This is a genomic window from Bordetella sp. 15P40C-2, assembly GCF_009763235.1.
In the GTDB taxonomy this organism is placed as follows: domain Bacteria; phylum Pseudomonadota; class Gammaproteobacteria; order Burkholderiales; family Burkholderiaceae_B; genus Bordetella_A.
Map to the genome: position 1 here is coordinate 43,290 of NZ_WSJA01000017.1, position 12,532 is coordinate 55,821.

Here is a 12,532-nt window from a genome sequence, read left to right on the forward strand (position 1 = left end):
GTTGTGCTGCGGCATCGGAGGATCAACGGGCGGCTTTATAGGCCTGCCGATACTTGTGCAGCAGAGGTTCCGTATAGCCGTTTGGCTGCTCCAGCCCTTCAAAGATCAGCGCGCTGGCTGCCTGGAATGCGATCGATTGTTGGAAGTCATCGGCCATCGGGCGATACAGCGCATCGCCCGCATTTTGTTTGTCGACCACTCGCGCCATGCGTTCCAACGTGGACTGCACTTGCTCGCGGGTGACAATGCCGTGCAGCAGCCAGTTGGCGATGTGCTGGCTCGAAATACGCAGCGTGGCGCGGTCCTCCATGAGGCCGATGTCGTTGATATCGGGAACCTTGGAGCAACCCACGCCTTGATCGATCCAGCGCACCACATAGCCCAGGATGCCCTGCGCATTGTTGTCCAGTTCGCGTTGGATGTCGTCGGGCGACCATTGCGCGGGATCGCCCACCGGGATCGTGAGGAGACCTTGTAGCAGGGCGTCCTGCTCAGTGGTCAGTGGCGTGCTCTCCAGGGCTTGCTGGACGGACGCGACATCGACTTGGTGATAATGCAGCGCATGCAGCGTCGCGGCGGTGGGCGAGGGCACCCAGGCGGTGTTTGCCCCGGCCTTGGGATGGGCGATTTTCTGTTCGATCATGGCTGCCATCAGATCCGGCATGGCCCACATGCCCTTGCCGATCTGCGCACGCCCGCGCAGGCCGCAGTTCAAGCCCACCAGCACATTGCTGCGTTCGTAGGCGGCGATCCAGGCACTGGATTTCATATCGCCCTTGCGCAGCATCGGGCCGGCTTGCATCACGGTGTGCATTTCGTCGCCGGTGCGATCCAAAAAGCCCGTATTGATGAATGCGACGCGTCCGGAGGCGGCCTGAATGCACGCCTTCAGGTTGACGCTGGTACGACGCTCTTCGTCCATGATGCCCATCTTGATCGTATGACGGGGCAGACCCAGCAGGTCTTCGACGCGATCAAACAGTTCGTTGGCAAAGGCGGCTTCCGCCGGGCCGTGCATCTTCGGTTTGACGATATAGATCGAGCCCGTGCGCGAGTTGCATTGACGCTTGCGGTCGGGCAGGGCGGTCAGCGTCGTCATCACCGCGTCCAGAACGCCCTCGGGGATTTCCGCGCCTTGGGCGTCCAGGATGGCCGGGTTGGTCATCAGATGACCCACGTTGCGCACGAACAGCAGCGAGCGCCCGTGCAAGGTCAGCGTGCCGCCATCGGGGGTACGGTATTCGCGATCCGGATTCATGCGGCGCGTGAAGGTCTTGCCGTTCTTGGTGACCTGTTCCGTGAGATCACCCTGCATCAGCCCCAGCCAGTTGCGATACAGCAGGACTTTGTCTTCCGCATCGACAGCGGCCACCGAGTCTTCGCAGTCCATGATGGTGGTCAGCGCTGCCTCGACCACCACGTCTTTCACGCCGGCGGCATCGGTGGCGCCGATGCTGTGCGTGCGATCGATCTGGATTTCGATATGCAGGCCGTTATGCTTGAGCAGGATGGCTTGCGGGGCGTCGGCTTGGCCTACATAGCCCACGAATTGCGCGGGATCCTTCAAGGCGAGCTTGCCCTGTGCCGAGGCGATAACCAGTTGACCGTTTTCGACCGCATAGCCCGTGGCGTCGGCATGCGAGCCCTGCGCGAGCGGAGCGGCTTGATCCAGCACCTCGCGCGCCCGCGCGATAACCGCCTTGCCGCGTTCCGGGTTGTAGCCCGTGCCGGTATCGCCCGGGGTGGGCGGGATCGCATCGGTGCCGTACAACGCGTCATACAGGCTGCCCCAGCGCGCATTGGCGGCGTTCAAGGCATAGCGTGCGTTGGACATCGGCACGACCAACTGGGGGCCGGCCTGTTCGGCGATTTCCGCATCGACATTGGCGGTCGTGACGCGCACGTCCTCAGGGATGGGCTGCAGATAGCCGATTTGCTCCAGGAATGCGCGGTAGGCGTTCATGTCCTGAATAGGGCCTGGGTGTGCGCGATGCCAGGTGTCCAGCTCCGCCTGCAAACGGTCACGCTCGGCGAGCAGCTCGCGATTCTTGGGAGTCAGATCGCTGACCAACGCAGCAAAGCCGGGCCAGAAATCCTGCGGCGCGATGCCGGCTGCCGGCAAGGCCTCGCTCTCGATGAATTGATGGAGCACGGTCGCGACTCGCAGACCGTTTTGCTCAATACGTTGTGTCATACCTGTCTCGCCTGATTCTCTGACTGGCGCCATGCGCGCTACGGTCCTACATCATGGCCGCTAAGTCCGTCGTCTGTCCAGCCTTGAGACTACTGGTCATACCAGTTTGTGCAGTGCCGCGAGGTGAATAGCATGAGTTTTCGGTAGGATATTCAATTACTTGGCGCGAGGCCTTGGTTCGCGGCGTATACACTGACTGACTGGTCATACCAGTAGGTCGCGCGGCCCGTAGGCGCAAACCACGCGACCCACATGTACGCACGCATGCCCCTTCATAGACGAGAGCAAAGAATGGAACCCGAGGTCGCCTCCCCTGGCCAACAGATCGCTGACAGCGTCGCCGCCCGAATCGAGCGGCTGATCATGGATGGCGTTTTAAAGGCCGGGCAGGTGCTGCCATCCGAACGGCGGCTCACGGAAAAACTCAACGTATCGCGCAGCGCATTGCGGGAGGGATTAAGGATCTTGCGCGCGCGGGGCATCATTCATACCGCGCAGGGCAAGGGTTCTTTCGTCGCACCGATATCGCAAGTCGATGCCGGGCCGCTCGTTCACTTGTTTCATTCACAGCCGCGCACGCTGTATGACCTGTTGGAAGTCCGCGCGCTGCTCGAAGGCGAGGCGGCACGCCTGGCCGCGATCCGTGGCACCGACGCGGATTTCATTCTGATCCGTCGGCGTTATCAGGCCATGGTGGATGCGCAGGCGCGCGACACCGACGCCGCGACCCATGCTCATCTGGATCACGCTTTTCACCTGGCCGTGTGCGAGGCCTCGCATAATCCGGTGTTGACGCACACGCTGCAATCGCTGACGGATCTGATGCTGGGGTCCGTGTTTGCGTGTGTGAATAACCTCTATCACCGCCAGCCGCACAAGCAGCAGATCGACCGGCAACACGAGGCGGTCTACGACGCCGTGATTGCGCGCTTGCCCGATGAGGCGCATCAAGCGGCGACGGCGCACGTCAATAGCGTGCGCCAGAGTCTGCGCGAGATCGAACAAGAAGAGCAGCGTCTGGTGCGCGCGACGTTAAGGCTGGAAGGCTGGACATAACCCGCGCTCGGATCGGGTCCGCGCGCCTGCCCGACGCTATTGCAGCAGTTCGGCTTGGGCGGCGCTGAGTTCGGCGCGGGCTTCTTGCAGTTTGCGCTGCGCGCGCTTGATTTTTTCTTCACTGCCCCGATCGCGGGCCTCGGCGAGTTCTTCTTCGCGCTCGGCGACTTTGGCCTGGGCTTCCTCGATCGCCTTCTGGCGGTCGGCTTCCAGCGTTTCGTCGGTGCAGGCTTGCCGGGCCTTGGCCAATGCGCGGCGCAAGCCTTTTTCCTGGGGCGCGTTGCCATTGGCCTGCGCGGCGGCGATCCTGTTCTCGATATGGCAGAACTTCGCCGCACATCCAAGTTTCGCGCTGCAGTCTCGCAGCGCGGATGGTGGGGGCTCTGTCGCGATCGCCGATCCCGTGAGCAGGGTGCCAGCGAGGATCAGTACGAGTCGGGGCGTTCGGATCATATCGGCTCCTGGGTGCTACGCCCGCGCCAGGGCGTTAAATGAGCGTACCGGCCAGCGCGGCCGCGATCAGCAGTACGCCAGTCCAAAGATTGGCGCGAAACAGCATGAAGCTGCGTTCAGGCCGCTGCAAATCAAAGATGTAAAGCTGCCAGGCCAGGTGCAGCGCGACAGCGGCGACACCGACCTGATAGGCCCAGTGCAGGCCCATGGCATAGCCACCCCAGGACCAGAGCACGATGGTGGCGACATAGAATCCGCCTATCCAGGCTTTGCCTCGGTCCCCAAAGCGCAACGCCGTCGAGCGCAGGCCCAGTTGTTTATCGTCGCGTACATCGGTGTAGGCATAGATGCTGTCATAGCCCACCTGCCACATCACCGCGCCCAGCCACATCGCGATTGCGCTCAGCGGCAAGACGTTCTGCGTATCCGACCAGGCCATCAGCATGCCCCAGTTAAAGCAGATGCCCAGGACGACCTGCGGCCAATAGGTGATGCGTTTGCACAGCGGATAGATGAAGACGAAGGGCAGCACCGCCAGCGCCAGCCAGCGGCTCATTTCGTTAATGAAAAACAGCAGCGATCCGCAGACCAGCAATTGCCCGAGCAAGAACCACCAAGCCTGTCGCATGCTCAACTGACCGCTGGTCAGCGGCCGGAATCGCGTGCGCTCGACGTGTTTGTCGATATCCCGGTCGCACATGTCGTTGACGGTGCAACCAATACCGCGCATCAATAGCGCGCCCAACGAAAACACGATCAGGCGGTCCAAGTCGGGCAAGCCGCCCGCCGCCTGGATCAACGCGGCGATACAAGGCAGCAGCGTCAGCCACGTCCCGATCGGCCGGTCGAGCCGGCACAGGCGCGCGTAGGGGCGCCATGATTTGGGTAACCACCGCTCTACCCAGTCGGTAAAGACGATGTCGCTGAGATCGGGGGAAGAGGTCTGCTGCGCGCTCACCATAAGGACAATGCGATGGGTAGGCGGGAGTGGAAAAGGAACGGGCGGCGGCGCGATGCCGCCGCCCGCGATGGGACCGTCAGGCGTATTGCTTGATCAGCTTGCCCAGGATGGCGACGCCCGCGCGAATCTTTTCCTCGGGCACCGTGACAAAGCTCAGACGCAGGGTGTTGGTCTGCGCCTTGCCGGCATAGAACGGCGCACCCGGCACAAAGGCAACGTTCTGCTCGATGGCCTGCGCCAGCAGCTTGGTGCTGTCGATATGGTCGGGCAGCGTCACCCACAGGAACATGCCGCCTTCGGGCACGGTCCATTTGACGGTATCGGGGAATTCGCGGGCCAGCGCATCCAGCATGCAACGGCCTTGCACGCGATAGAGTTCGCGCACGGTCGGCAGGTGCGTGGTCAGAAAGCCGTCCTTGACGACCTCGTACACGGCCATCTGCGTGAGCGTGGGGGTGTGCAGGTCGGTGGCTTGCTTGGCCTGGACGAGCTTGTCGATGATGCTGCGATGAGCGGCGATATAACCGAGGCGCAGGCCCGGGGCCAGCACCTTGGAGAACGAACCCAGGCGGATGACATTGGCGCCACAGTCTTTACCCAGCGCCAGCAACCCGGGCTGGGGCTCACCGGCGTAACGCAGTTCGCCGTAGGGATCGTCCTCGACAATGGGCAGGCCCAGTTCGGCGGCGCGTTGCACCAGGGCTTTGCGGCGCTCCAGGCTCAGCGTGCGGCCCGTGGGGTTCTGGAAGTTGGGCAGCGCGTACAAAAAGCGCGCGCCAGCGGCCAGTTCCGGCGTGATGGCTTCGGGCACCAGGCCGCCATCGTCGGTCGGCACTGGCACGAATGTGGGTTGATACAGGCTGAACGACTGCAACGCGCCGAGATAGCTGGGGTCTTCGACCAGGACCTTGCTGCCGTCATCGATGAGCACCTTGCCCAGCAAATCCAGCGCCTGCTGCGAACCCGAGACGATCAGGATCTGATCGGGCGTGACATTAGCGCCAGCGTGGTTCAGGTCTTCGGCCACCCATTTGCGCAAGGGCCCGTAGCCCTCGGTGGGGCCATATTGCAGCGCAGCACGACCATTCTCGGCCAACACCTTATCGAACGCGGCGCGTACGACCTCTACCGGGAATCCGCTGGGCGCGGGCAGGCCGCCTGCGAAGGAGATGACCTCGGGACGCTCGGTGACTTTGAGGATCTCGCGGATCGCGGAGCTGGTGAGTTGTTGAGCACGCTGGGAGAACGTGCACACGGGTTGCAGAGGTTGGTCCATGGAAAGCTTTGCCAGAAAGAACGTAAGAAAGAACAATTATTGTCCCACAACGCCGGGTTGTCGCCGCGTCCGGCCATGCCTCGGCCTAAAATCTTTTTGTTTACGAGATTCAGAGACACTTTTTCCCCATGTTCACCGCCGTAGAACTCCCTACCGACGACAAACCGCGCTTTTATGCCGAGCTGGCCGCGCAGGCGCGCGCGCTGTTGTCGGGCGAGACGGATCGCATCGCCAACGCCGCCAACCTCGCCGCCCTGGCGTATCAGGCGCTGCCCACGATCAACTGGGCGGGGTTTTACTTTTATGACGGCCGCGAGCTGGTCCTGGGTCCGTTTCAAGGCAAACCGGCCTGCGTGCGCATCGCGCTGGACCGTGGCGTCTGCGGCGCGGCCGCCAGCCAGCGGCGCACGCAGGTGGTGGCCGACGTACATGCGTTTCCCGGTCATATCGCCTGTGACGCCGCCTCGCGCTCCGAGGTGGTGGTGCCGCTGGTGCGAGACGGTCAATTGATCGGCGTCTGGGACGTCGATAGCCCCGAGCCGGGCCGTTTCGACGAGGAAGATCGTCAGGGCATGGAGGCGTTGTGCGCGGTGTTCCTGGAAAGTCTGGGAGCCGCCTGATCGGCCATCTGCTCGCCGCGTCGGTTGACAGCCTGATGCGCGGCCAGTAGATTTTCAGTTCCTGCGGCTCGCGCCGTTTGTCATCCGGTCACGACCGGCACCTTTACTGTTTTATGCCCTCAGCCATACGCTCCGTCGTCGATCACCGCGCTACGTGCGCGGCGACGTCCTGCGTGTGCCTGAAATCCAAAAAACAGCCGCTCATCTGACCGGAGCTGCTGTTCCGTCAGATGGGCGACGGAACAGCGGCCAAAGCCGGGCCCCGATGCGCGGCGACACTCCCTCTTGACATCCCAGCTCCTCTGCACGGTTCCTTTCACGGTCTGACTGCATCAGGAGAGCATCATGTCGGAAACTTCATCAACCGGTTTTCAAGGCGTCTGGATCCCGCTGGTCACGCCGTTTCGCGATGGATATGTGGACGAGGCCGCGCTGCGCGGTCTGGTCCGGCATTACGTGGAGCAGGGCGTAGATGGATTCGTGGCCTGCGGCAGCACGGGCGAGGCCGCCTCGCTCGATCAAGACGAGCAACTGACCGTGCTGGACACCGTGCTGGCGGAATGCGGAGGCATTCCAGTCGTCATGGGCTTGGCCGGTAATCACCAAGGGCATGTGCTGCGTCGGCTGGCGTCGTTAGGCACGCGCCCATTGGCCGGCGTACTCACGCCCGCGCCGTATTACGTGCGGCCGGGGCAGGCAGGCGCGCTGAGCTATTTCCAGACGTTGGCGGACGCATCGCGTGTGCCGCTCATTTTGTACGACATTCCGTATCGCACGGGTGCGACGCTCGAGACCGGAACGCTGCTCGCCTTGGCGCGTCACGACAACATTGCCGCGATCAAGGACTGTGGCGGTTCGCTGGACAAGACGGTTGCGTTGATCGCAGACGGCGGCTTGCGGGTGATGGCGGGCGAGGATCTGCAGGCCCTGTCTACGTTGTGTCTGGGCGGCAGCGGCATGATCGCGGCGGCTGCGCACATTCGGCCGGATCTCTTTGTTGCGATGCACCGGGCGGTGCAAGCGCAGCAGATCACGTACGCGCGCCAGCTGTTTCACGCGTTGGCGCCCGTGATTCGTTTATTGTTTGCCGAGCCAAATCCCGGTCCGGTCAAGGCGATGCTGGCGCGGCAAGGGCTGATCTCGGCGGAACTGCGCGCCCCGATGCCAGCGGCAAGCGCGACCCTCGAGGCGCAGCTGCATGCCTGCCTCTCGGTTTTGAACGAAAACTTTGCCCGAGAGCGCATGATGATCGCCGCCTGACGCTTGCTGCCGGGCGCATATTGCTATGATGCGCCCATCCTGGATCGCCCGTATCAGGCTGATGGAAGTTCCATGGCACAAACCTTTGAGTCCTTGTCAGTGTGGCAGGTCATCGTCGCGGGTCTGCTGTTCTTTGGCGGGATCTATCTGTTGTTCGGCGCGGTCACTTGGCTGTTGACGCGCTATGTGCTGCCGGCCCTGGGCATAGGCGCGGTGCTGGACCCGCGCCCGTTGCGCCCCGGGCAACTGCGCCATGAGTTCATGCAGTCTGGCGTATCGATCCTGATCTTCGGAGTCGGCATGGTGTTCCCATGGGGACTCGTCAAGCTAGGATGGGCGCGGCTGGATTCGGATGCCGGGGCCGTGCAGATCCTCTTGGAAATCCTGTTCCTGCTCGTCTGGAACGATGTCCATTTCTGGATCAATCACCGGCTCTTGCATACGCGCTGGTTGCGGCGGTTTCATCTGCCGCATCATCGATCCGTGGTGACCACTCCGTTTTCCACGTATAGCTTTCATCCCATCGAAGCGCTGATGCTGGGCAACGTCATTCTGTTGCCCATGGTGCTGCACGAGTTCAGTTTCTGGTCATTGTTCGCGGTGCCGTTATTCAGTTTGTTTTTCAACTGTGTCGGGCATGCGAACTACGACTTCTTTCCTCGCGTGTCGTATGCGCATTGGTTTGCGGCGAGCCGGCGGCATCATTTGCATCATGCGTGCTACCACGGCAATTACGGTTTCCAGTTCACCTTCATGGACCGGTTGTTTCGCACCCGCCTGAAGGCCGATGCGGCAGCGGCGCAGCTGGATGCCGGTGCCCGCCGCGTCGGCGTCGCGGTACGGGCGTCGTCATGATGGGCGTAACCGGGGCTGCCCGGTGCGTATCGCGCCTCAAGGGCAGGATAGGATTGCCTGCGCTACATAACTGGCGAGACGTGCAAAGCCTGGCCTATATGGCCGCCTTGCCGGGTTTGATGGCCTGGCAATGGGTATACGGGTTGAACTGGCTGCTCTATGGTTTGACGCTGTTTTTAACGCTGGGCATCGGTGTGGTGCATCACAATCACACGCATCGGCGTATGTGGCGGCATCGCAGGGCCAATCGCGTAACAGATATGTGCTTGACGTTGCTGCAGGGTCATCCTACTTTTGTGTTCTTTCCCGCGCATATGGGTAACCACCATCGGCATACCCATGGACGGCGGGATCTGGCGCGGACGTACCGGTATGGTGGGGGCGATACCAATCACCTCGCGGGCTATCTCTGGCATCCGTTTCAGGCGGTGGGGAGCTTGTACCCTTTATTCTGGCGGTGGCTCGCAAGGCTGCGGCGTTATCGGCCTGGCGCGGCGCGCTACTGTTATGCGCAGTATGCGGCGTGGTTGAGTCTGTGGGGAGGCCTGCTGGTGATCGATCCCGTCAAAGCGTTCGTCCTCGTGATCTTGCCGCAACTGCATGGCCTGCATTGGCTGCTCGCGACGAACTATCTTCAGCATGCTCATGCGGATGGAGGGCCTCATCGTCGCGCCCGCCTTACCTACGCACGCAACTTCGAAGGTTGGGTCAACCCGTTGCTCTTTAACATCGGCCTGCATACCGCTCATCACGAGCACGGTCGTGTGCACTGGTCCGAGCTTAAGAGCTTGCACAGGAATCTTTACCGTGACCGCATCGACCCGCGCCTGATCGAGCCTGGCCTGGTGTCGTATATGCTTCGCGTGTTTGTGTTGTCGTTGATCTGGTCACGATACCGTAGCGAATCCTTCATGGAGCCGCAGCACATTGTTTAAAAAGAGCCGAGGAGTCGCTTTTCATGCCAGTTGCCTTTGATCGCGTGTATGTGCAAAGCGCCGGGTACTTCATGCCGGGCGAGGCCGTGACCAATGAAGACATGGATCGCTATATCGCCCCCCTGAACCGTATATCGGGGAGGATCAAGCAACGCATCCTTGCCGAGAACGGCATCAGGCAGCGCTATTACGCCATTGACGAGGCGGGCAACACACGGTGGACCAACGCTGCGCAAGCCGCGCATGCGATAGGCGATTGCCTGCGGCGTCAAGATCGGCCGCTGGCTGATGTGACGATGCTGGCTTGTGGATCATCGGGCGGCGATGTGTTGATGCCTGGGTTTGCCAACATGATCCAGGGCGAGCTTGCCGCGCCGCCCATGGAAACGCTGTCCGTGCACGGTATCTGCGCGGCCGGCGTAGCGGCCATTCAGGCAGTCGCGCAAGGGATTGAGCTCGGCGCCCATCAACGCGCGCTGGCAGTTGCCAGCGAGATGCCGTCACGATTATTCAAGCGCTCGCGTTTTTCCTCGCGTGCTTATGACGCGGATTTTGACGCGCACTTTTTGCGATGGATGCTCTCCGATGGGGCAGGTGCCTTGTTGCTGGGCAATAGCGGTGAAGCATTGCCCGGGCCATCGTCCGGCGTGCGGCTGCGCTTGAAATGGATACACCAACGCGCGTTTTCCGGTGACTACCCCGTCTGTATGCAGCTGGGCCTGCCGGCCGAAGGCGGGCAAGGGCATCTGGATTACGCCTCGTGGACCGAGGCCGAGGAAGCCGGCGCGCTATCTCTGCGGCAGAACATCCGCTTATTGCCCCATCTGTTCGATATCGGCATACACGAGTATGTAGCGCTGGTGCGCGATGGCTGGGTGCATCCGGATCGGGTCGATCATTTTCTGTGTCATTACTCGTCCGAAAAATTCATGCCCATCGTGGCGGATTTGATGGAAAAAGCGGGCCTGGCGATTCCGCGCGAGCGCTGGTTCAGCAATCTGGCCTGGCGCGGCAATACCGGCGCGGCGTCGATTCTGATCATGCTCGCGGAATTTCTGGAGACGCATACGCTCGAGCCTGGTCAACAAGTGTTCTGCTATATCCCCGAATCGGGGCGCTTTATGACGGCGTATATGCTGTTCGAAGCCGAGGCGGTGGGCGCGCCATCGTCCGTTGCGGTAGCCGCGGCGACGCCAGCGGCGAGCGACGCCACCGCACCCGTGGTCGCCTCGGTGCATAGCGAGGATGCCGACACGCTCGCGCCGCCGCACGATCCGGATCTGGCCCCGCAGGGTTTGCGGCCGCTATTAGTGGAGCTCGCGTCGATCTGGCATGCCTATCGATCACGTGTCTGGCGCACCGCAGTGGTGCGCCGCTTGCGCGAGGGTTGCTTCACCACGGCCGACTATCTTCAGTGGATGGAGAACTGGATTCCTCAGGTGCGCGAGGGCAGCAAATGGATGCGCGAAGGCGCGGCGTCGCTAAGCGGCCCCTATCTGGCCCTGGCCGATCTGATCGGCCTGCACGCCAGCGAAGAGCAGAACGACTTTCAGATTCTGTTCGAGGACTACCGTAATGCGGGTGGCACCATCAGCGACATCGAGTCCTTGCGCCGCAATCCTGGCGGCGAGGCATTGAACGCCTATCTGCATGCGTTGGCTGCGACGCCGAATCCCATAGGCTTGTTGGGCGCCATCTACATTATCGAAGGCACCGGCCAGCGTATTGTGCCGGCGCTTTTGCCGCTGTTGAAAGCCAGTCTGCATTTGCCGCCCGATCGTTTTCGGTTCCTGGAGTATCACGGTCATAACGACCAGAATCACCTCGCCCGCTGGCTGATGGCGGTGGAAATGGCGCTAGACGTCGATGATCGGGGCACTGCCGAGCGGCAGATCGTCGACACCGCGCGCCGCACGGCGGCGCTGTATCTGATGCAGTTCCATCATGTGATGGAGTCGGAATAATGGCGTCTGAACGCACGCCCGAGTTTTTGACTCGGGAGCATGATCCAGCCGACCCGAGCCCCTGGCTCGCCCTGTACTTGGATCGCAGTACGCCATTGCCCGATGCGGTCAAGGCCGCATGGCTGGCCGATTCCAGTTGCGCATCGCGGCAGTATCTGTTGCCCTTTCTGAGGCCATTGGCACGCGCATTCATCATCCTGATTCAGGTGATCAAGACGTTCCTGCCGCGCAAGTGGTCGCACTCGAAATTCCTGCACCGCTTCCTGGCCTGGGGCCTCGAGCACTTCGTCTCGCCCGAGGCCAATTGGCTGATCCTGCGTCACTTTCATCTCGGGGCGCAGGTGCTCGCCTTCATCGGTCGCAACGCGCCCGTTCGCGTCGAGACCACGCCGCTCACGCCGCGCTGTATTGCGGACCTGAAGGACGAGATGTTCGTCAAGCATGACCTCAACCTGTTTAACTTCGTGATTCGGTTAAACGGCGCATTGCGCGCGGCGGGCGTCGACATGCAGGCCCCTGAACGCGTCGACTTTTCAATGATCCGCGATCCCGGGCTGCGTCTGGAGGATATGCCGCAACGCAAGCGCAACTTCCTCGATTTGCAAAGCGCCATCGAGTTGTTCACGCCGCTCTATCAGCTGCTGCTGACCGATAACGATTTCTGGCGCGCGGCCAATTCACTGCAGCTCGATGAGACGATCGGTATTTACGCCGCGCAGATACTCGGCGCGCCTCAGCATCTGATTCTGGTCAACAATAAGCATCCCTTGGTACCCATGTCGACCTTGCGCGCCGGGTATCGGTTGGTGCTGCATGGTTTGTCCACCGAGATGTTGCATAGTCTCTTGATGCAGCTAAAGGCCGAGTCGCAAGCGCAGGCCGCTGCCGAGGCCGCGATTATCTGATCATGGCGGGTTATAGTTCAGATCGTTTTTCTTGAGCGCGTCGTTTAACCGAC

11 protein-coding genes are annotated in these 12,532 nt (G+C 61.7%); 7 read left to right on the forward strand and 4 right to left on the reverse strand.

The window, feature by feature from the left end:
• Window positions 1-22 precede the first annotated feature (22 nt).
• A complete protein-coding gene (locus GOQ25_RS07360) occupies window positions 23-2,194 on the reverse strand; it encodes a malate synthase G (RefSeq protein ID WP_160349815.1) in 2,172 nt (723 codons plus the stop codon).
• Between the two features lie 291 nt (window positions 2,195-2,485).
• On the opposite strand from GOQ25_RS07360, the gene glcC reads away from it, so the two are divergent.
• Window positions 2,486-3,250, forward strand: coding sequence for a transcriptional regulator GlcC (gene glcC, locus GOQ25_RS07365; protein WP_160349816.1), 765 nt, complete (start codon window positions 2,486-2,488; stop codon window positions 3,248-3,250).
• Between the two features lie 36 nt (window positions 3,251-3,286).
• On the opposite strand, the gene GOQ25_RS07370 is transcribed toward glcC, so the two are convergent.
• The 3 genes from GOQ25_RS07370 to GOQ25_RS07380 all read right to left on the reverse strand — a co-directional run bounded on the left by GOQ25_RS07370 (window position 3,287) and on the right by GOQ25_RS07380 (window position 5,940).
• Window positions 3,287-3,703 (reverse strand): DUF1090 domain-containing protein, encoded by a 417-nt coding sequence (locus GOQ25_RS07370; protein WP_160349817.1) that lies wholly within the window; start codon window positions 3,701-3,703, stop codon window positions 3,287-3,289.
• A gap of 34 nt (window positions 3,704-3,737) precedes the next feature.
• The gene (gene ubiA / locus GOQ25_RS07375) at window positions 3,738-4,661 is read right to left on the reverse strand and encodes a 4-hydroxybenzoate octaprenyltransferase (RefSeq protein ID WP_160349976.1); all 924 of its coding nucleotides are present in this window, start codon (window positions 4,659-4,661) and stop codon (window positions 3,738-3,740) included.
• 79 nt (window positions 4,662-4,740) lie between these two features.
• Window positions 4,741-5,940 carry a PLP-dependent aminotransferase family protein gene (locus tag GOQ25_RS07380; RefSeq protein ID WP_160349818.1) on the reverse strand — a complete coding sequence of 400 codons (1,200 nt, stop codon included), beginning with the start codon at window positions 5,938-5,940 and terminating at the stop codon, window positions 4,741-4,743.
• A gap of 128 nt (window positions 5,941-6,068) precedes the next feature.
• Between GOQ25_RS07380 and GOQ25_RS07385 the strand changes: the two genes are divergently transcribed.
• The 6 genes from GOQ25_RS07385 (at window position 6,069) to GOQ25_RS07410 (ending at window position 12,479) form a co-directional block, all read left to right on the forward strand.
• A complete protein-coding gene (locus GOQ25_RS07385; protein ID WP_160349819.1) occupies window positions 6,069-6,560 on the forward strand; it encodes a GAF domain-containing protein in 492 nt (163 codons plus the stop codon).
• Window positions 6,561-6,905: 345 nt separating this feature from the next.
• Complete coding sequence (gene dapA / locus GOQ25_RS07390) at window positions 6,906-7,820, forward strand: 4-hydroxy-tetrahydrodipicolinate synthase (protein WP_160349820.1); 915 nt, start codon at window positions 6,906-6,908, stop codon at window positions 7,818-7,820.
• 72 nt (window positions 7,821-7,892) lie between these two features.
• Window positions 7,893-8,675: a sterol desaturase family protein gene (locus tag GOQ25_RS07395; protein ID WP_160349821.1), complete on the forward strand. Its 783-nt coding sequence runs from the start codon at window positions 7,893-7,895 to the stop codon at window positions 8,673-8,675.
• A 98-nt stretch (window positions 8,676-8,773) separates the two neighbouring features.
• Window positions 8,774-9,610: a fatty acid desaturase gene (locus tag GOQ25_RS07400; protein ID WP_370519922.1), complete on the forward strand. Its 837-nt coding sequence runs from the start codon at window positions 8,774-8,776 to the stop codon at window positions 9,608-9,610.
• A gap of 23 nt (window positions 9,611-9,633) precedes the next feature.
• The gene (locus tag GOQ25_RS07405) at window positions 9,634-11,574 is read left to right on the forward strand and encodes a 3-oxoacyl-[acyl-carrier-protein] synthase III C-terminal domain-containing protein (RefSeq protein ID WP_160349822.1); all 1,941 of its coding nucleotides are present in this window, start codon (window positions 9,634-9,636) and stop codon (window positions 11,572-11,574) included.
• Complete coding sequence (locus GOQ25_RS07410; RefSeq protein ID WP_160349823.1) at window positions 11,574-12,479, forward strand: hypothetical protein; 906 nt, start codon at window positions 11,574-11,576, stop codon at window positions 12,477-12,479. Before GOQ25_RS07405 ends, GOQ25_RS07410 begins: the two co-directional genes overlap by 1 nt.
• The last annotated feature ends 53 nt before the right edge of the window (window positions 12,480-12,532 follow it).

What these genes read in the sequence shown, in the direction of transcription:
- GOQ25_RS07360 (WP_160349815.1), bottom strand. Translation starts at nt 2,194, where the DNA reads ATGACACAACGTATTGAGCAAAACGGTCTGCGAGTCGCGACCGTGCTC.
- glcC (WP_160349816.1), top strand. Translation starts at nt 2,486, where the DNA reads ATGGAACCCGAGGTCGCCTCCCCTGGCCAACAGATCGCTGACAGCGTC.
- GOQ25_RS07370 (WP_160349817.1), bottom strand. Translation starts at nt 3,703, where the DNA reads ATGATCCGAACGCCCCGACTCGTACTGATCCTCGCTGGCACCCTGCTC.
- GOQ25_RS07380 (WP_160349818.1), bottom strand. Translation starts at nt 5,940, where the DNA reads ATGGACCAACCTCTGCAACCCGTGTGCACGTTCTCCCAGCGTGCTCAA.
- GOQ25_RS07385 (WP_160349819.1), top strand. Translation starts at nt 6,069, where the DNA reads ATGTTCACCGCCGTAGAACTCCCTACCGACGACAAACCGCGCTTTTAT.
- dapA (WP_160349820.1), top strand. Translation starts at nt 6,906, where the DNA reads ATGTCGGAAACTTCATCAACCGGTTTTCAAGGCGTCTGGATCCCGCTG.
- GOQ25_RS07395 (WP_160349821.1), top strand. Translation starts at nt 7,893, where the DNA reads ATGGCACAAACCTTTGAGTCCTTGTCAGTGTGGCAGGTCATCGTCGCG.
- GOQ25_RS07400 (WP_370519922.1), top strand. Translation starts at nt 8,774, where the DNA reads ATGGCCGCCTTGCCGGGTTTGATGGCCTGGCAATGGGTATACGGGTTG.
- GOQ25_RS07405 (WP_160349822.1), top strand. Translation starts at nt 9,634, where the DNA reads ATGCCAGTTGCCTTTGATCGCGTGTATGTGCAAAGCGCCGGGTACTTC.
- GOQ25_RS07410 (WP_160349823.1), top strand. Translation starts at nt 11,574, where the DNA reads ATGGCGTCTGAACGCACGCCCGAGTTTTTGACTCGGGAGCATGATCCA.